This window comes from Myxococcus sp. CA023 (assembly GCF_010998615.1).
Taxonomy (GTDB): domain Bacteria; phylum Myxococcota; class Myxococcia; order Myxococcales; family Myxococcaceae; genus Myxococcus.
The window spans coordinates 1-18,657 of sequence record NZ_JAAEAH010000071.1; the positions used below are offsets into that span (position 1 = coordinate 1).

Genomic DNA, 18,657 nt, shown 5'->3' on the forward strand with positions numbered 1-18,657 from the left:
ACGCCGCCCTTGCCCAACGTAGGAACCGGCCGTCCCACCGGGAAGTCCGGCTTCCGTCTCAAGGAGAACCAAGTCATGACTTCTGGACGTTTCGCCCCCTTCTTCGCCGGGTTGCTCCTGCTCACCACCGGAGGCTGTGGCGGAGAAGCCCCCCGCTGCACGGAATGCCCCGCGGTCGAAGGCCGCTACCGGCTGCAATTCGACACAGGCGCGGGCGTGCCTCCGGAGTGCGCGCTCCTGGGGGTGCAGGTTCCCACGGGTGAAGTGCTGGATATCGCCCGCTCGGGCGAAAACCTCACCAGCCGGGTTGCGGGCGTCCCCGTCCGGGGCACCATCACTTCCCAGGGGACCTTCCTGATGACGGGAACGGGAGTGCCCTCGGCGAACCGGACGGACACCCTGACGCTCACCGGCAGCTACCAGGCGCCGCTGACGGATGGCGGGACGGCGTCCATTACCGGCGTCCTCACGGGCAGCTACGTGCGCGCGTCCGACACGGGGGGACAGCGCTGCAACGTCAGCAGTCCGTTCTCGGCGACCCGGGACTGAGCCACGGGCCGCACGAGCGCGGTCGGAACGACTACTTCTTCTTCGACTCCGCGGCGGCCTTGGCCTCGGCCTTGTTCTTCTTGGCCCGCTTCTTCCAGGCCTGCTTGATCTTCATCTGCACGCGACGGTGCTTGCTCTTGCTGCGGGCCATCTTTGACTCCTGTGCTCCGTACGGAGACGTGAAAAGAGGGGCTTAACTATCAGAACCCGCCGGGCTCCCGGAAGAGGAACCCTCGGGCCCCCCCGGCTCGCCGGTGTCGTCCGGTGCCGGACGGGTGGGAAACGGGATTCCCTCGGCGCTCCGGACCTGGGTCGGCCGGGCGGTGGACGCCTTCACGTCCCCCTCCCGGTCCTCGTTGCTGGGCCGCTCCTTGGCCGCCGGGGCGCTCGACTGCTGGGGACGCTTCTTCACGGACGCGAAAATCGGCTTGTAGGCGTCCAGGAAGCGCCGGACCTCGTCCAGGGGGAGCGCCGGGCAGTGGTTGCCGTTGGCGCCCGTCATGGACGTGGCCATGCACATGGCGTTCAGGATGGCCTCCTCGGTGGCCTCCATGACCGCCTCATAGAGGGGGTCCAGGCGCTGATCCAGGAGGAGCTTCAGCTTGTAGACCATCTTCTGCGTGCGCCGGGGGATGATGTTCGCCGTGGAGAAGCCGACGACAATCTCCCCGGAGCCGTGCGCCGCGTAGCTGCCCACGCGGCCAATGCCCAGCGCCACGCGCTTGCAGAGGCGGTTGATTTGATGGCTCAGCAACGGCGCGTCCGTGGCCACCACCGCGATGATGGAGCCGTACGTCTGGCCGCGCTTGGGCGTGCCCTTGAACTTCTCCGCCAGCACCTCGCCCACGGGCAGGCCGCCCACCCGCAGGTTGTGCATCTTCCCGAAGTTGGACATCACCAGCACACCCAGCGTGTAGCCGCCCAGCACCTCCGGCAGCTTGCGGGACGACGTGCCGATTCCCCCCTTGAAGTCGCACGTCACCATGCCAGTGCCGCCACCCACGTTCCCCTCGGCCACGGGGCCAGTGGAGGCGTTGTTGATGGCCTCGAAGACATGCTCCTCGCGCACGTGGCGCCCGGAAATGTCGTTGAGCCAGGAATCGTCACACTCCCCCACCACGGGGATGATGACGTCGTGCTCGTCGCCGATGCCGGGGTAGCGGTCCACCAGGTAACGCGCCACGCCGTCCGACACCGCACCCACCGCCATGGTGTTGGTGAGGAGGATGGGCGTCTCGATGAGGCCCCATTCCATGAGCTGCGTCATGCCGGCGACCTCGCCCGCGCCGTTGAGCACGAAGCCGCCCCCCGTCATGCGCTCCATGAAGATGTTCCCCTGGTTGGGGAGGATGGCGGTGACCCCCGTACGCACCGGACCGTGCCCGGGGCGAAGCGGGCCCTCGCCACGTATCAACGTGCTGTGCCCGACGAGCACCCCCTCCACGTCGGTGATGGCGTTGAACTTGCCGGGCTTGAAGCGCCCCAGCGGCAGGCCCAGCTCACGGGCCCGGACGCGGGGACCCGTCTCCTCGGGGATGTGCACCATAGAGGGAGGACACTAACCGACCACTCCCCACAGTCAACCACTCCAGCCGGCCCCGCCCGCCCCCTCGAAGAGGAGGCAAGGGACGAGGCGGCCAGGGCGTCGCGTGGGACTCAGGCCTTCGCGTCCAGGCGCGGAGACGGCTCCGGCGCTGGGGACGCCGGTGCGGGGGCCGTCGCGGCCACGGGCTGCGCGGCGGCGGGAGTCCCCTCCTCCAGGGGTACGCTCTTGCGCAACACCGAAGCGGGATGCTCGCTGGCGGCGCGGCGCGCCTCGCGCTCCTTGTAGCGGCGGATGGCGGGGGCCATGATTTCGCCGATGAGCCCCCGGTAGTCCATGCCGGCGCCCTGGGCGATGAGCACCAGGTCGCTCCAGCCCGGCGTCAGGCCCGGCAGCGGGTTGCACTCGATGAAGTAGATGCGCCCCTTGTCATCCATGCGGAAGTCGATGCGCGCGACGTCGCGGCATCCCAGCGCCATGAACGAGTTGCGCGCCGCCGTGCGCAGCCGCTCCAGCAGCGCGGGCTCCAGCTTCGCCGGCGCGTCGTAGCGGATGCGGTCCGTCCAATCGAGCTTGTGCTGGAAGCTGTAGACGGGGTTCTTCTCCTCCCGGTCCAGGAAGACGATCTCCATGGGCGGCAGGACGCGGGGACGCCGCTCGCCCAGCAGGCCCACGGTGAACTCACGGCCGCGGATGTACTCCTCGATGAGCGCGGGCTGCTGGTACTTGCCGGCAATCTCGCGCACCACCTCGCGCAGCTCCGCCTCGCTGTGGCAGACGCTCTTGGTGACGACGCCCTTGGAGCTGCCCTCCGCCACCGGCTTCACGATGAGCGGGAAGGTGGTGAACTCCTTGTTGAGGCGCTCCTTGCCCGTCGCCATGAGCTGGAAGTTGGGCGTGAGGATGCCAGCCTGCCGGACAATCTTCTTCGCCAGGCCCTTGTCCAGGGCGATGGACAGCGTGGCCGGGTCCGAGCCCGTGTACGGGATGTCCAGCAGCTCCAGCAGCGCCGGGACCTGGCTCTCCCGGTTGCGGCCCTTGAAGCCCTCCGCGATGTTGAACACCACGTCCAGCGGCGTGCTCGACAGCACCGAGGGAAGCTCGGCCGTTGCCTCCAGGTCGATGACCTCGTGGCCCCACGACGCAATCGCCTCGCGGATGGCCTGGAGCGTGTTCGGCGAGTCGTACTCGGCCTCGCTGTCCTCCACCGTCTCCGCCGTGGCCATGGGCTTCACGCGCTTCACGTTGAAGCTGAAGCCCACGCGCAGCGGACCGCTCTTGCGCGCCGGCTTGCCCTGGCGACGCGACGAGTCCTTGATTTTGTACCGCTTTGCCGCGCTGGTGATGATGGAGTTGATGACCCCATCCAGGTGCAGGCCGTCCAGCTCCGCAGCCGCGTAGATGCCCGCGCGCGGCTCCAGGCTGGGGAGCGCGTTGATCTCCAGGAAGTACGGCACGCCCGCGTCACTGAGGCGCACGTCGATGCGCCCCAGGTCGCGGCAGTCGAGCGCCCGGTACACCTTCTGCGCCATCCGCCGGATGTCCTCCGCCGTGCGAGGCGGAATCTGCGCCGGGGCGCGCACGCTGACCGTGCCCTCCCGCGACGTCTTCAGCGCGTAGTCGTAGATGGCGTACTTGCGGCCCTGCGTGACGGCCGGGTCGATGACGTACTCCACCGGGGAGAGCACGCCGTCGTAGTCATTGTCCACCGACTCCAGGAACGGCACGGCGAGGTCGCGGCCGGAGATGTACTCCTCCACCAGCACGCCGGACGGGTACTTCTCCAGCGCGGCGGCCACCTTGGCTCGAACCTCGTCCAGCGTCTCCGCGATGGAGTCCTGGCTGATGCCCTTGGACGAGCCCTCGAAGTTGGGCTTCACGATGACGGGGAAGCGCAGGTTCTCCGCGGACAGCTCGCTGAGCTTCTCCACGTACTGCCAGCCGGGGGTGCGGATGCCCTGCTTGGACAGCACCAGCTTGGTGAGCTGCTTGTCGAGCGTCACCGCCAGCGCGTACGCGTCCGAGCCCGTGAACGGGAAGCCCAGCTCGTCGAAGAGGGCCGGATAGAAGGCCTCGCGGAAGCGGCCGCGGCGGCCCTCGGCGGTGTTGAAGATGAGGTCCGGGCTGTAGGCCTCCAGCCGCGCCACGGTGCGCGAGGCCGGGCCGCTCACCTCGAAGCGCTCCAGCCGGTGGCCGATGCGCTCGATGGCCGCCGCGAGCGCGTTGACCGTCTCCTGCGTGTCGAACTCCGCCTCTTCTTCCAAATCAGACAGCCTGAGGTTGTGGGTCAGCGCGATGCGCATGGGTACCCCCTTCGCTTCCTGAACGACGAGCGTCCACGGCGCACCTTCGCCGCGGACATGAGCCTGCCGGAGGCGCGCTCATGCGCGACCGGCGTGCGAGCTGCAACGGTTACGCCCGCGACGACCTTCCCGTCGACCACCTGCGTCTGCGCCCAGGTGTCGCCCAGCCGCCAGCCCAGCGGGTCCCTCAGCACGCGCCATGCTTCCACGCTGCCGATGACAATGAGCCCCGCGGCCGCGGCCACCGTCCCATGCGGCGCGGGCATCATTCCCAGCAGCACGATGAGCGCCAGCGGTGCGTTGCGCAGGGTGCTGTCGCGGTGCCGCGCCGCCGAACGCGTGGGCAGGTGCATCACCTTCACGCCGAAGATGCGCTTGCCCACGCTCTGGCCCTGGAGCATCCCGTCCGCCAGCAGCAGGAACAGCAGCGCCACCACCGCGCCCGCCGCCCCCCCCACGACGTACAGGCCCCACGCCACCGACACGTCCACCGCCCGCGCGCCGCCGCGCAGCCAGAGCGAGGCCTTGGGATAAGGAGAGTCGGGTTGCGCGTCTCCGGACACCAACCGCAAGGCGCGGCCACCTTGCCGGCTTGCCGTCATGAACACGCGGCTTCGCGCGGTGCTCACTCCTCCGGCTCCAGCGTGAGGCCTTCCTCGCGCGGCTCGGGCTCATCCAGCCCCGCCAGCCGCGCCAGCCGTTCGTGGGCGCTCAAAGGAGAAATCATCGGCGCGGCCCACTCGGCGTGCTCGCGCGTGTACGCGGCCGCGAGCGCCGCGGTGGGGCTGCCCGTCTCCGACATCCGCATCAGCCGCCCGCGCGCCGCGTCTTCATCATGCCTGGCGGGGCCGCCCTGGCGCGTGAAGAGGACGAAAGCCATGGCCGGGCGCTTGGAGGACTCGCGCATCGCGAACTGGATGCCGTCGAGATTCCAGCCCTTGGCCGCCCACTCGTTGAGGGTGCGCTCCAGGGCGCCCTCGTCCACTGTGGACAGCTCGACCACTTTGTACTGCAAGGGTCCTGCGGGGGTTTCACGGGCCGCGCGACCGGCGCCGGACCGCTTCTTCGCGGTGGACCGGCGTTGGGGCGGGGGCTTCTGGGACTTTCGTCCAGGCCGCTTTTTGGTTGGCATCGTGCGACGCTCATTTGGACGCAACGCGCGCGGCGGATCAAGAATCAACCCGCCGCGAGCCCGCCCGGCTGTTGCCTACAGGAGCTTCGCCGCCTCCAGGGCGTGGTAGGTGATGATGAGGTCGGAGCCGGCGCGCTTCATGGACGTGAGCGTCTCCAGCATCACCCGCTCGTAGTCGATCCACCCGTTCTGCCCGGCGGCCTTGAGCATCGAGTACTCGCCGGACACGTTGTAGGAGACGACGGGCAGCTCCCAGCGCTCGCGCACGGCGCGGATGACGTCCAGGTAGGCCAGCGCGGGCTTGACCATGATCATGTCCGCGCCCTCCTCCACGTCCAGGGCCACTTCCTTGAGGGCCTCGCGGAAGTTGCCGGGGTCCATCTGGTAGCCCCGGCGGTCACCGGAGGTCGGCGTGTTCTGGGCAGCCTCGCGGAACGGCCCGTAGTATCCGGACGCGAACTTGGCCGAGTACGCCATGATGGGCAGCTCGCCGAAGCCCGTCTCGTCCAGGGCGGCGCGGATGGCGGCCACGCGGCCATCCATCATGTCCGACGGAGCGATGATGTCCGCGCCCGCCTTGGCGCAGCTCACGGACATCTTCGCCAGCAGCGGCAGCGTGGCGTCATTGACGACGTGGCCGCCTTCCAACACGCCGCAGTGGCCGTGGTCGGTGAACTCGCACAGGCAGACGTCGACGATGACCTGGAGGTCCGGCTCGGCCGCCTTGATCTCCTGGATGGCGCGCTGGACGATGCCGTCGTCGGCGTAGGCCTGGGTGCCGCGGGCGTCCTTGTGGTTGGGGATGCCGAACAGGAGGACGGCGGGCACGCCCAGCTTCCGGGCGTGCCTGGCCTCGGCGACGACATGCTCCAGCGACAGGTTGAAGATCCCCGGCATGGAGACGATGGGACGGCGCACGTCCCGGCCTTCCACGACGAAGAGGGGGTAGATGAAGTCGCCCGGGTCGAGGCGCGTCTCGCGCACCATGTCACGCAGGACGGCGTTGCGGCGCAGGCGGCGGGGTCGGTGGATGGGATAGGCCATGGCGGTCGCCGGTATAAACCGGCGGCGCCGTGCCTTCATCGTTTTGGGCCCCCGGCCCGCCTGCTCAGCCTGCGACGAGCCTCCAGCTCTTCTGATGGTTCCGAGCCTCCCGAGCGTGCCGCAGAGCGCGGCGCTCGGCGATGTCCGCTTCGTGCAGGGCGCGGGCGTAGCGCACGCGTGCCGCCTCCGTCCCGGTCGCCAGGTCCTTGTCGGCCTGCTCCAGCTCGCGGCGGGCATCCAGCAGCTGCTGTTCGATGCGGTCCTCGTACGTCATGTCTGGTGCTCCTCGTGGCTTGAGTTTGCCGCCGGGCGATGCATGGGCCGGACCGTGGAGCTCCAAAGAGTCTGCAAGCCGCCAAGTCCCCGGAACAACGAGCTACCGCGGCGCGGCAGGCACCGCAGGCGTGCGAAGCGGCTTTCCCACGGGCGCGAACGGAGCGTCGCAGGGCGCGGCCAGGAGACCGTTCCGCCCGTCCGGACGACCGCCCAGCAACCTGACGCAATGGATGGACCGTCCAGTCGTCTACAGTCCCGACCGTGACAAGCCAGGAACCCGCCATCGAAGTGAGGGGATTGAGGAAGACGTACCACCGGGCCTTCCGGAAGGGAGGCAACGAGGCCCTCCGAGGCATGGACCTGACGGTGCCGGAAGGAAGCGCCTTCGGCCTCATCGGCCCCAACGGTGCGGGCAAGACGACCTTCATCAAGAGCATCCTCGGCATCGTCCAGCCCACGGAGGGGTCCATCCGAGTGCTGGGGGGCTCGCCCGAGGACCCGCGCATCCGCGCCCGCATCGGCTACCTGCCCGAGCGACTGCACCTGCCCGGCACCTGGACGGCGCCCGCCTTCCTGGCGACGGTGACGCGGCTGAAGGGCCTCCCCGTGGACCCGGCGGGGAACCTGCGCCTCCTGGAGCGCGTGGGCCTGTCGGACGCGGTGGGCCGGCGCATTGGCGGATACTCCAAGGGCATGCGTCAGCGGCTGGGCCTGGCCGCGGCGCTGGTGGGCACCCCTTCCCTGCTGGTGCTGGACGAGCCCACGGACGGAATCGACCCCATGGGGCGGATGGAGGTACGGCGCATCCTCCAAGACGAGGTGCAGCGAGGCACGACATTGTTCCTCAACTCCCACCTGCTGGCGGAGACCGAGCGTGTCTGTGACCGCGTCGCCATCCTCGCGGGAGGCCGCGTGGTGCGCGAGGGCCGGCTGGAGGACCTGGCGCGCGGCGGCGTGCGGTGGCTGGTGCGCTTCGCCCCGGGCGCCAACACGGAGGCCCTGGTGACGGCAGGCTTCGTCCGAGGCGTCGCGGAGGGACAATACGTCGTCGAGGCGGAGGACCCGGCGGCGCTCAACGGGGCATTGGACCGGGCGCGCGCGGCGGGGGCATTGATGGTGGAGCTGCGGCGTGACGGAACGGACTTGGAGTCGGTGCTGATGGGAACAGTGGAGGCCGCGGCGTGAAGCCCGTCCTGGGAATCGCGGGCTACGTGCTCCGTGAGGCGATGTCGCGCAAGTTCATCCTGGCGTTCATGGTGGGCATCACCCTGGTGCTGACCGTGGTGGCGCTGAGCTTGCGCATCGAAGTGGTGGACGGAGCGCTCGCAGCGTCTCGGCTGTTCGGCGAGGAGATTCGCTCGAGCATCCGCTCCGTCGACGTGGCCCTGCGACCGGTGTACCAGGCCGCGGCGTTCCTGGTGTTCTACGGCGGCATCCTGTTCGGCATCGTCGCGTGCTCGGACTTCGCGCCGTCGCTGATGTCACCAGGGCGCATCGAGCACCTGCTCGCGCTGCCCATCCAGCGCTGGCACCTGCTGGCGGGGACGTTCCTGGGCGTGATGGTGCTGGCGCTGGGCGGGACGCTGTATGGGACGACGGGGCTGGTGCTCATCTTCGGCGTGAAGGCGGGGTACTGGACGGCGGGGCCGCTCATCGCGGGATTGCTCGCGTGCGTGGGCTTCGCGGCGGTGTACGCGGTGATGCTGACGGCGGCGACGCTGGTGCGCAGCGCGGCGCTGTGCGCGGCCTCCGGCTTCGTCTTCCTGGTGGGAGGAATCATCGCGGGCTACCGGCAGCAGATGACGCCCTTCTTCGAGGAAGGATTTGGACGCGAAGCCTTCCGGGCGGTGACGCTGGTGTTGCCACGGCTGTCCGCGCTGGCCGTGGCCGCGGGCGACATCGCCGCGTCCACGCCGTTGGAGGTGCGCTCGCTGGGCTTGCTGTTGCTCGGGGTGCTGGTGTTTGGATTCGGAGCGTTGGCGGTGGGGTTCTGGCGCTTCGAGGGAAAGGACTACTGACATGGACAACCGTGGACGCCGCCGGCTGTGGCTCGTCGTGGCGGCGATGCTGTTCGTGGTGGCCGCGGTGTTGATGTTCACCGGGCAGGGTGAAGAGCCCGCCATGGAGACGCCGAAGGTGGAATTCCCCCGGCGGATGCGGGCACCCGAGCGGGAGCGCGCGGAACGGCGCCGGACGCATGTCCTGCCCGTGCAGGTGGACGCGGGCACGCAGGAGCGCGCGCGCCCCAGGGACCCCCTGCTGGCCGCCCTGCCCCGCGGCGAGGGCAAGACGGCGGTGGTCATCGAGGCGAACGCGCTGCGACACTCGCCCATTGGTGAACTGCTGCTGGACTGCCTGATGCGGGATGGTGGAAAGCGGCTGCAGGAACTGCGGAACCTCAGTGGCGTGGACCCGCTCCAGGACCTGGACCGGCTGGTCATCACCGATGAAGGGATGATGCTGTCGGGCAACTTCGGCAACGCGAAGTTCAAGGAGTTGCTGGGTGAGCGCGTGTCCATGGACTACGGCGAAGGCGCCCGGGTGTACGAGCCGGGCGACATGACGGTAACGCGGCCGGACGGGAGCACGGCGCGTGGCCGGAGCGAAGCCGCTGTGGCGACGTGGAACAACGAGCTGCTGGTGATTGGAAAGTCGCCGGACGAGGTGAAGGCGGTGGTGGACCGGGTGGAGGGCCGCGGTCCGGACGAGCCCCCCGCCATCTCCGAGGGCAGCACCTACGGGGAGATGTATGGCGTGCTGTCCGTGGACCAGCTCGCGCGGCTGTTGCCCAAGGAGCAGGCAGAGCTGGCGGACCGCATCCGCCGGGTGGCCCAGAACGTGGAACTCCACGTGGACGCGAGCGGCGATGTGGCGATGGTCGCCGAGGTCCGCGGCGCGAATGGCGACGAAGTCACGGACCTGGGCAAGACGCTGGGCGCTGCGCTGAGCATGGCGCGCATCAAGGCGCAGGCAGAAGGCGAGAAGGACCTGGCGCAGCTGCTCGACTTCGCGCGCGTCCAGCCGGATGGCACGTCCTTCAAGCTGGAGATGGCGGTGCCGCTCGACGTCATCAAGCAGCGACTGGCGTTCTGCAAGGAAGAGCGGAGTGCGGCGGAGGCGGCTGAGCGATAGGCCGGAAGTCGTCGTTTTCGCGCTGTCCACGACGCCCCTTGGCCTTCCCTGGCCAGGGGGCGTCGTCGTTCCTGGAATCAGGGCTGAAGCGACACGCCTGCGCCTTCTTGGTCGCGACGGCGCAGCTCCGCCGCGGCCTTCGCCGCGGTGAACAGCGTGATGACGATGTAGGCACGGATGATGAGGGCGAAGATGGGCGGGCGCCCTCCTCCTGAGAGGGTGTCCACCACCGTGAAGAGCGCGTCGGCGATGTACAGGATGCCGGCGAGAATGGGCGCCACCCGGGTGCCCCGGTAGGTGAAGAAGCCAAGCACCGCGACCACCAGGCCAAAGAGGATGGAGCCCAGCCCCATCCCCGCGGCCTCCAGGACCTCGCTCTCCACCAGCAGCGCGATGACACCGAGCAAGGTGTTCAGGCCCGCCAGGAAATAGAGCAGGTTCGCCGCGCTCTTGACCTGCTGCGCCGGGTCCGTGTCAGAACCTGGAAGTGCCTCCCCGTCGCGAGACACCGCCAGGCCCGTGCGAAAGACGCCGCTCTGGAGCAGGACGTTCAGCGAGCTCCCGTCAGGGAGCTTGAAGAACACGCCCCGCTTGAGCTCGGCAGCCCCGCCGTCCAGCGTGCCCACGACCTTTCCATCCAGGGTGACGGTGAACTGCTTCCACCCCCAGCCCCACGACAACTCCAAGCGAGGCGGGCCACCCGCCTCCAGTGCCAGCTTCTTCGACCCCATGTGAATCCCCCTCCGTCGACCCAAACAGGGTCAGGGGGCGAAGCTAGCTGTCCTATGGATGACATTGCAAAGTCACGGGCGATTTCAGGCGGCGCCATGGCGAAGCCCCGGGGCCGGCTCAGCCTCGCAGGGCCACCCCGAGGCCGATGATGACCAGCATGGCAACATGGAACCAGCCGACGTTGCGAGCGAGCACGGCCCATCCCTCCCCTGAGCCAGGAGCGGCACCGCGCCGGATGGCCGCCAGCTCCTGGTAGCCCAGCACGAGCCCCACGAGACCCGGTACGAACCCGATGAACCCCACCGTGGCGAAGATGAGCGCCAGCGTGGCGCGTTTGGAGGGTTTCTCTCCCAGCGCGACGGTGTGGCAGTGAAGGCAGAGCATGCGCCCCACCTGCCACCTGCGGCAGCCTTCACACAAGAAGGTGCCGCAGCGGCTGCACGTCCCCTCCGCGGGCCTCTCGGGATGAAGGGGGCACAGCGCGACCGTCGCATCCATGCCCGTTCTCTATCACGCCCCGGGACGCGTCACGCCGACGCTCCGGCCCCTTCAGCCGGCGCCGAGGGATGTCCGTACATGGGAATAGGGCGTGACCCGGCCGCTCTTGCTCACCGCCCCATGACAGAGACAGTCCTCGCGGCTGGCTTTCCCTGAAGAATTACACCCCGCAATGACAGGCACTAATAGGACGGGCCCACCAGGGCTCGGCCGCGACATCCACTCCCCTCCCCTGGCGCGCCCCAGCCGATTGTTTGATATATCGTTGCGCGCTGCCGCTCCCAATTCCATGCGAGCACAGCCTCCTCAAGGGAGAATCCACATGCGCATCGTTTCGAAAGGGGCCCGTGGCCTTTCCGCACTGCTTGGCGCGGCGGCCCTGGCATCCATCGGTTGTGGTGATGTCCCGGACGCGTCGGAGAGCTCCCAGGCCGAGCTCCTGCAGACAAGCGCTCCTCTGGATTGCCTCTCCTCCATCAAGCCGGAGCGGGAGCTGCTCATCCAGGATGCGACCGTGCTGAATGACCCGGTGCGTACGGCCTGGTCCGGAGCGATGCCCAAGGTGCGCGGGGCCGCGGACGGCGCGTGGAGCTTCGGCCGACGACTGGCGGAGATGAGCGGCGACGTCGCTCCCTCCGAGTTCGTCCGCGACGGGCTCCAGCGGGGTGCGGAACAGGACGCGGTCACCCGCGCGCTCGTGCCCCAGCTCCTCGAAGCGTGGCCAAGACTCGCGGATGGCACCCTGGACATGACGAAGGCGCCGCTGCGGCTGAAGGCCATCGTCAACCACGTGGACACCCACAATTCGGACCGGCACAGCGCTGGCGAGGGCCACCTGGTCTTCGATGCAATCGATGCGGACGGCAAGCCACTACCCCTCACCGCCACCCTCGTGTACGACCTGCCGGCATCCAAGCCCTCGGACGCGCTCCACTGGGCCCGGCAATGGCATGCACTCGCCACGCAGACTCCGGGTACGGAGGCATTCAACACCACCCTCCAGGCCGTCACCGACCGATTCACCGCCGCCCCAGGACGGCTCCAGGTGCGCACGACGGAATCGGTCCTCGACTCAGCGCGCTCGAAATCCACCGACGCGCGGCGCCTCGCGAAGGACTTCGGAAACCTGCTGTGCACCGATAGCGCAGCCCCTACCGTGACGCTCCTCTCGCCGAGCCCGGGCAGTGCCGTGCGCGGCACCATCACCCTGACGGCGAGCGCCTACGATGACGTCGGCGTCACGCGCGTGGACTTCTTCTCAGGGTCCACCCTCATCGCCTCCGACACCCAGCCCCCTTTCATCGTGGACTGGGACACGACGACGTCCCCCTCCGGCACCCAGGCGCTGACAGCCCAGGCCTTCGACGCGGACGGCAACATAGGCATCTCCGACCCGGTGAGCGTCATGGTGGACAACTTCGCTCCCATCATTCTTTCGGGCACGCCCCAGTACAACCCGCAGACCCTGAACTATGTGCGCGGCAACATCACCGTGGGCTGGTCCGTGACGGACCAGTCCCTCTCAGGCGTGGTCCTGGCCGAGTTCTTCCAGGAGGGGTACCTCAAGGGCTCGCTGACGAGCCCCACCAGCCTTGGGTACACCTTCGCGTGGGACACGCGGGTGCTGGCCAATCGATCCTACAGCCTGACCCTCCGCGCGACTGACAGGGCAGGCAATGTCGCGACGCACACCCGTTCGCTGATCGTCGACAACGCGCCGCCCACGTCCGTCCTGACCGCACCGGCCGACGGAGACGTCGTCAGTGGTGTCGTCACGCTGGCTGCCAATGCGAGTGACAGCCAATCGCTCTACTACGTCGCCTTCGAGATCGACGGTGTCATCCAGACACCCTATTCGACCACCGCGCCCTTCACCCGTACGTGGGACACGACGGGCAAGTCCGGCACGCACGTCATTGTCGCCATCGCGTATGACCGCGTGGGCAACAGCCAACGCAGCAACGCAGTGACGGTCACCGTTCCGTGAGCCACAGGCGGGCACTGACGCCCCGGTAGCCCCCCTGGTCTCACCTCGGCCGGGTGCCCCGTCGAAGGGCCGCGCCAGACCTGCTGGCGCGGCCTCTCTTCGTAACCGTCCGGCGAATGACGTGGCGTGAGATGTTGAAGACGGTTGGGTGCCGTGCTCGGCGAGCGTTGCAACACGACTGGGCGAGAAGGCGTGGTCCGGCGTGAGCTTCCGGGCTTCAAGCGTTCTACGCGGTCGGCTCGGGCGGTGCGCGGCTCCAGGGTGCGGCTGCGCTCCGACATCGCCGTCTCGCCCAGCGCCGTGGTGTCTCCGGTCTTCACCTGCCGCACCTAGTGAAAGATGGTGCCGCGATGCTTCCGGCGCGGGGGAAGAAATACGGATGCTGCCAGGTGGGGGCGCTTGGGCGACGCCCGCCGCCATGCCCAGACAGGTCTGAGCCCGTTTTGCATGGACTGCTTGCTATCCCACCTGCCGTCCGTGCCAGTCTGGCCGGATGAACCGCGTCCTCCTGCTGGCCGGACTGTTGAGCCTCGTTGCGTGCAAGGGCTCCAACGAGCCAAACACCAACACCGGAGGCCCAAACAATCCAGGGGAGCCCGGTGGGCCCGGGGGGAACCTGGGCGCCGCGTGCGTGGTGCAGTCGGTGCTCGCCGAGCGCTGCGCCAGCTGTCACGGCGCGCTGCCGACCCAGGGGGCGACGATGCCGCTGCGCACCCTGCACGACATGCGGGTGAGTTCGGTGATGGATGGAGGGCTCAGCAACGCCCAGCGCGCGCTCATCCGCATGCGCGACGACGCGTCTCCGATGCCGCCGGCCCCGCATGAACGCGCGAGCGCAGCCGACCTCGCCGCGCTCGAGACCTGGATCGGGGAGGGGATGCCCCTCTGCAGTGGCACGGGCGGCCCGCCCGTGACCGTGGTGCCCGAGCCCAACCTGCTCGATCAGTCTGCGCTCTTCATCTGCACCGAAGGCGTGCGCTCGGATACGCCGACGCGCATCCGCCGCTTGAACCGGCGCGAGTTCACCCGCAACGTCGGTGGCTCGGTCGAGCGCAGCTGGACCGGGTTCAGCTTCTACGACAACCCGCTCGATCCCAGCGCCATCGAGCAGTACAGCTCCTGGGCCACGGACGAGACGCTGGACGAGGCCACGGTGGAGCTCTTCCTGCCGGTGGTCGGCGAGGCCGCCGCGCCGTGGACGATGAACTACCCGGACGGCAACCGGATGGAGCGTGTCTACACCAACAGCCGCTTCAGGTGCATGTTCGACGACGCGAACCCGAGCGACTCCTGCAAGCGCTTCCACCTCGGCCAGATGCTCGAGTTCGGCGTCTTCTTCCGCCCGCCCACCGAGGATGAGCTCACCCGCCTCACCGCCTTCGCGACCGAGGTCATCGCGCAGGAGCCGAGCTACTCCCCGCGAAACCGCGCGGACTCCATCACGCGGATCTCCAACGCCGCGTGGATGATGACCGGCGCCATGTTCCGCCGCGAGATGGGCGGCGAGCCGGCCGACGGTCGCGTGGAGCTGACCAGCCTCGAGCTGGGCTCGCAGCTGGCCTACGCGCTGGCGGGGCGCGCGCCCTCGGCGACGCCGAGCTTCGTGTGGCCGTACTACTCCGCGCCCCTCGAGGGGCATCTGGCGGACGTGGCGACCGCCGCGAAGGATGGCTCGCTCAAGCAGGATGCGACGACCACCGCCCTGATCGAGAAGTACCTGGGCGGCGTCGACGCCCACCAGAACGGGACACCGCGCTTCGATCTGGTGCAGGACTACAACGAGACGCAGCGCTCCAAGCGCGGGCAGTACTGGCTGGGTGACGGCGTCGCGGGCTTCTTCCGCGAGTGGCTCGGCTACGAGCACGTGGCCGCGGTGTTCAAGGAGTCCCCGGCGGCGACCTCGCGCTTCGAACTCGAGGGGCTCGGCTACATCAGCTCGGTCTCGTACGACAACCTGCTCACCAACTTCCATCCGCTGGAGCCGACCTTCATCCAGCAGTTCGACGACCTGATCGCGCGGGTGGTCGTCGAGGATCAGGACGTGCTGGCGAACCTGCTCACCACGCGCACCTTCTACGTGCCCTCCATGCAGCACGCGGCGTACGACTCGCACAAGGGCCTCTCCCACCCCTACAACGTCAGCGCGATCCTCCCGGCGACCGTCACGGGCCGCTGGAAGACGCTGCCTGCCACCGAGCGCGCGGGCGTGCTGACCCACCCGGTGTGGCTGGCCGCGCACGGCGGCAACTTCGAGGACGATCCGTCCATCGTCCACCGCGGCAAATGGGTGCGCGAGAACCTCCTGTGCGGCTTCGTCCCACCGCTCAGCAGCGTGCAGGTGGCAGCCCAGGTTGGCGCTCACGCTGCCGACAAGAACGCGCGCCGCCGCCTGCAGGAGGCGACGGCCGGTTCGCAGTGTCAGGGCTGTCACCGCCTGATGGAGCCGCTCGGCCTGCCCTTCGAGATCTACAACCACGCGGGCTTCCTGCGCGCGCGGGATCGCTCGCCCAGCGGAGGCTGGACCACGCCGGACGGAAGCTCGACGCTCACGTCGATGCCCGAACCCGGGCTGGACGGCCCGGTGCGCGACGCGGTGGAGTTGAGCGAGCGCCTGGCGACCTCGCGGCACGTGAAACGCTGCTTCATGCGACAGGCCTTCCGCTACTTCATGGGCCGCCCGGAGAACCCGAGCGACGCCTGTACGCTGACGCAGATGGAGCAGGCCTATGATGAGAACAACGGCTCGTTCTCCAAGATGCTGACCACGCTGATGACCAGCGACACCTGGAAGACGCGGCGTGTGCCGCAGGCTGGAGAGTGACTGCCATGTTCTCGCGACGAACCGTCCTGAAGGGCATGGCCGCCGGCCTCTTCGCGCCCTACTTCCACGACGTCTACGCCCAGGCGTCCGCGTTGCCGGCGCGCCTGGTGCTGGTCCTCGAGTGCAATGGCGTCTACCCCCGCGCGCTCCTGAGCACGGGCACCCGCGCGGCGCTGGGGGGGCGCGCCAACACCTCCGACCGCATCTTCTGGGACGCGTACAAGGACACGCCGCTGGTGCGTGAGGGCGACGATCTCGCCAGCGCGATCAGCCTCGGGCCGTTGGCGGCGTCTTCCGGCAACATCGACCTGGTGAACCGCTCCGCCGTGCTGCTGGGGCTCTCGAACCTCATCGCGGGCGGCGGGCACTCCAGCGGGACGGGCGGGCTGAGCTGCGCGGTGAACGGCGCGGGCGCGACCTTCGACGCGGTGATCGCACCTCGCCTGCGCCGGGGTGCACCGTTCGACGTGCTGCGCCTGGGCACCAGCTCCGCGCGCGTGTCGATCGTGTACGAGACCTGTGCGCTCGGCCCCCGCAAGCCCGCGGGCATCATCGTCAACCCGTCGCTTGCGTTCGACAGCACCTTCGGCTCGCTGCTCGGCGGCTCGACGAACGGGCGCGATCGCAAGATGCTCTTCGACTTCGCGCTGGCCGACTCGCGGAAGGCACTGGCGGAGTTCAGCGGCAACTCCAACGAGCGGCTGAAACTGGAGCGCTACGTCTCCTCGCTCGAGTCGCTGCGCACGCGGGAGGATCAGCTCGAAGGCATGGCGGAACGCGTGCGGCCCTACCTGCCACTGGCACCGAAGGACAACCCGCTCATCACCAGCGCGGGCTCACCGCCCGACTCGCTGAAGTGGTTCGAGGCGCAGTTCCAGATCGCCACGGCGTCCCTCCTGGGCGGGCTGACGAACACGGTGGTACTGGCGACGGGTACCTCGGGCTTCGACGTGGCCTACGGCCCGGACGTGACCGACATCCCGCGACACAACCTGCAGCACGGCCTGGATGCGGGGCAGAACTGGGATCGCGTCGCCGAGGTCACCCGCCGTCACGTGCAACTGGTGGCGAACCTGGCGAGGACGCTGGCCGCCACGCCCGAGGTCGGCGCGAGCGGCTCGATGTTGGATCACACCGCGATCGTCTTCATGTCCGACAACGGCGAGCAGCACCACTCGACCTCGCGTGAGTGGCCGAAGCTCGTGGTGGGCGGCAACGCGCTGGGCCTGAAGACCGACGGACGCACGGTCGTGTACCCAAAGTACGACGCGGCCCGGAACCGGCAGGTCTCGAACCTCTTCAACACGCTCGGCCACGCGTTCGGAGACGCAGACTTCAACACCTTCGGGCAGGAGGGCAGCACGCGCATCGCGCCGGGACCGCTGAGCGAGCTGTATGGCTGAGCCGTGAGAGCGGGCTGGGCGGGTTCCACGTCATTTTTGGCAGGCATGTCTCGCTGGTGCCACTCCTGTAAGCAGCCCCGGGACACGCTGCGACAGCGCGGCGTGGACATCATCGGCGCGGCGGAGGCCATCTCCCGCGAGATGCACCGGGGCGCCCTCCCGGAGAGCACCGCCGCCGCGACGCTGGCCTCGCTCATCGTCTCCTGGCTGTCCTCGAAGAAGTAGCGCGAGGACGCGCGCGTGCATCATCGCCGTCGATGTGATGCAGTCGCGCGGTGCTCGAAAGCGTCACCATCGACCAACTCCGTACGCTCCGCGCGGTGGCCGAGGAGGGAAGCTTCTCCGCGGCGGCCCGGAAGCTCGGCCAGGGGCAGCCCGCCGTCAGTCAGGCCATGCAGCGGCTGGAGAAGCAGCTCGGCCTGCGGCTCTTCGACCGGAGCGGGCGCGTCCCGCGTCTGACGGCGAAGGGAGAAGCCGTCGTCGCGGCGGCACAGCGACTCCACGAGGACATCGCCTCGTTCCAGGCGGTGATGGGCCGGCTCAAGAGCGGCGAGGAGACGAAGCTGTCGCTGGTGGTGGACGCCATGTTCCCCACCGACGCACTGCTGGACTTCGTGCGGGAGCTGGCGCGCACGCACCCGGGTGTGGAGCTGGCGCTGGAGGTGGAGCTGCTTTCCGCGGTGACGGAGCGCGTGCGCGAGCGGCGCGCGACGCTGGGTATCGCCGGCGCGGACCTGGACCTCACCGGCCTGGAGCAGCGCCCCATCGCGCTCCTCAAGATGATTCCCGTCGCCGCGCCCTCGCATCCGCTCGCGGCGGTGAAGGGCGTCCTCACGGAGGCGCACCTCGCCTCCGCCATCCAAATCGTCCTGAGCGAGCGGCTGCCGGAGGGCAAGACGGGCACGGCAGACCGGGGCGTCATCGGCTCGCGCCTCTGGCGTGTCGCAGACCTGATGACCAAGCACTCACTCCTCGTCGGCGGCATCGGCTGGGGCCTCGAGCCCGAGCACCTCGTCCGCGACGACCTCGCCGCAGGACGGCTGGTGGCGCTGCGACTGGCGGCCTGGGAGGGAGGTCCCCCACCCCAGCGCCCGCTCGCCCTGGTGCGCCGCAAGGGCACGCCGCTGGGCCCGGTGGCGACGTGGGCCTCGAACCGGCTCACCTCGCTGTGCCAGCTCGCGCTCGGGGGCGCGGACCATCACACGACGTGATGAAAAGCATCACGACCTGAAGCGAT

18 protein-coding genes are annotated in these 18,657 nt (G+C 69.0%); 9 read left to right on the forward strand and 9 right to left on the reverse strand.

Features of this window, described 5'->3' with window-relative positions:
- Nucleotides 1-75 precede the first annotated feature (75 nt).
- Entirely contained in the window at nt 76-549 is a 474-nt protein-coding gene (locus F8M74_RS27605; protein WP_141259068.1) for a hypothetical protein, read from the forward strand.
- Nucleotides 550-580: 31 nt separating this feature from the next.
- On the opposite strand, the gene F8M74_RS27610 is transcribed toward F8M74_RS27605, so the two are convergent.
- From F8M74_RS27610 to F8M74_RS27640, 7 genes are all read right to left on the reverse strand, one after another.
- Nucleotides 581-700 (reverse strand): hypothetical protein, encoded by a 120-nt coding sequence (locus F8M74_RS27610; RefSeq protein WP_002636551.1) that lies wholly within the window; start codon nt 698-700, stop codon nt 581-583.
- A 42-nt stretch (nt 701-742) separates the two neighbouring features.
- The gene (locus F8M74_RS27615) at nt 743-2,095 is read right to left on the reverse strand and encodes a P1 family peptidase (RefSeq protein ID WP_141259067.1); all 1,353 of its coding nucleotides are present in this window, start codon (nt 2,093-2,095) and stop codon (nt 743-745) included.
- A gap of 110 nt (nt 2,096-2,205) precedes the next feature.
- Nucleotides 2,206-4,395, reverse strand: coding sequence for an ATP-grasp domain-containing protein (locus tag F8M74_RS27620; protein ID WP_141259066.1), 2,190 nt, complete (start codon nt 4,393-4,395; stop codon nt 2,206-2,208).
- Entirely contained in the window at nt 4,380-5,024 is a 645-nt protein-coding gene (locus F8M74_RS27625; RefSeq protein ID WP_141616941.1) for an RDD family protein, read from the reverse strand. Before F8M74_RS27625 ends, F8M74_RS27620 begins: the two co-directional genes overlap by 16 nt.
- Nucleotides 5,021-5,410, reverse strand: coding sequence for a hypothetical protein (locus F8M74_RS27630; protein WP_228560775.1), 390 nt, complete (start codon nt 5,408-5,410; stop codon nt 5,021-5,023). The genes F8M74_RS27625 and F8M74_RS27630 overlap by 4 nt, the downstream gene beginning before the upstream one ends.
- A gap of 192 nt (nt 5,411-5,602) precedes the next feature.
- The gene (hemB, locus tag F8M74_RS27635; protein WP_186817788.1) at nt 5,603-6,571 is read right to left on the reverse strand and encodes a porphobilinogen synthase; all 969 of its coding nucleotides are present in this window, start codon (nt 6,569-6,571) and stop codon (nt 5,603-5,605) included.
- Between the two features lie 64 nt (nt 6,572-6,635).
- On the reverse strand, nt 6,636-6,845 hold the full coding sequence (locus F8M74_RS27640; RefSeq protein WP_043613047.1) for a hypothetical protein: 210 nt from the start codon (nt 6,843-6,845) through the stop codon (nt 6,636-6,638).
- Nucleotides 6,846-7,144: 299 nt separating this feature from the next.
- Here F8M74_RS27640 and F8M74_RS27645 point away from each other — a divergent pair, with 299 nt between their 5' ends.
- The 3 genes from F8M74_RS27645 to F8M74_RS27655 are packed head-to-tail and all read left to right on the forward strand — an operon-like array spanning nt 7,145 to nt 9,979.
- Nucleotides 7,145-8,032, forward strand: coding sequence for an ABC transporter ATP-binding protein (locus tag F8M74_RS27645; protein WP_141258418.1), 888 nt, complete (start codon nt 7,145-7,147; stop codon nt 8,030-8,032).
- The gene (locus F8M74_RS27650) at nt 8,029-8,865 is read left to right on the forward strand and encodes an ABC transporter permease subunit (protein ID WP_011554109.1); all 837 of its coding nucleotides are present in this window, start codon (nt 8,029-8,031) and stop codon (nt 8,863-8,865) included. The genes F8M74_RS27645 and F8M74_RS27650 overlap by 4 nt, the downstream gene beginning before the upstream one ends.
- A 1-nt stretch (nt 8,866) precedes the next feature.
- Nucleotides 8,867-9,979, forward strand: coding sequence for a hypothetical protein (locus F8M74_RS27655; RefSeq protein WP_141258412.1), 1,113 nt, complete (start codon nt 8,867-8,869; stop codon nt 9,977-9,979).
- A gap of 77 nt (nt 9,980-10,056) precedes the next feature.
- Here F8M74_RS27655 and F8M74_RS27660 read toward each other — a convergent pair whose 3' ends face one another.
- Together F8M74_RS27660 and F8M74_RS27665 are read right to left on the reverse strand one after the other, a co-directional pair.
- Complete coding sequence (locus F8M74_RS27660) at nt 10,057-10,710, reverse strand: hypothetical protein (RefSeq protein WP_141258410.1); 654 nt, start codon at nt 10,708-10,710, stop codon at nt 10,057-10,059.
- A 118-nt stretch (nt 10,711-10,828) separates the two neighbouring features.
- Complete coding sequence (locus tag F8M74_RS27665; RefSeq protein WP_225887742.1) at nt 10,829-11,095, reverse strand: hypothetical protein; 267 nt, start codon at nt 11,093-11,095, stop codon at nt 10,829-10,831.
- A gap of 436 nt (nt 11,096-11,531) precedes the next feature.
- On the opposite strand from F8M74_RS27665, the gene F8M74_RS27670 reads away from it, so the two are divergent.
- The 5 genes from F8M74_RS27670 (at nt 11,532) to F8M74_RS27690 (ending at nt 18,631) form a co-directional block, all read left to right on the forward strand.
- Nucleotides 11,532-13,196 (forward strand): Ig-like domain-containing protein, encoded by a 1,665-nt coding sequence (locus F8M74_RS27670; protein WP_141258406.1) that lies wholly within the window; start codon nt 11,532-11,534, stop codon nt 13,194-13,196.
- Between the two features lie 493 nt (nt 13,197-13,689).
- Nucleotides 13,690-16,017 (forward strand): DUF1588 domain-containing protein, encoded by a 2,328-nt coding sequence (locus tag F8M74_RS27675; RefSeq protein ID WP_141258404.1) that lies wholly within the window; start codon nt 13,690-13,692, stop codon nt 16,015-16,017.
- A gap of 5 nt (nt 16,018-16,022) precedes the next feature.
- The gene (locus tag F8M74_RS27680) at nt 16,023-17,420 is read left to right on the forward strand and encodes a DUF1552 domain-containing protein (protein ID WP_141258402.1); all 1,398 of its coding nucleotides are present in this window, start codon (nt 16,023-16,025) and stop codon (nt 17,418-17,420) included.
- A 45-nt stretch (nt 17,421-17,465) separates the two neighbouring features.
- Entirely contained in the window at nt 17,466-17,645 is a 180-nt protein-coding gene (locus F8M74_RS27685; RefSeq protein WP_141258400.1) for a hypothetical protein, read from the forward strand.
- Between the two features lie 50 nt (nt 17,646-17,695).
- The gene (locus tag F8M74_RS27690; protein ID WP_141258398.1) at nt 17,696-18,631 is read left to right on the forward strand and encodes a LysR family transcriptional regulator; all 936 of its coding nucleotides are present in this window, start codon (nt 17,696-17,698) and stop codon (nt 18,629-18,631) included.
- Nucleotides 18,632-18,657: the final 26 nt, after the last annotated feature.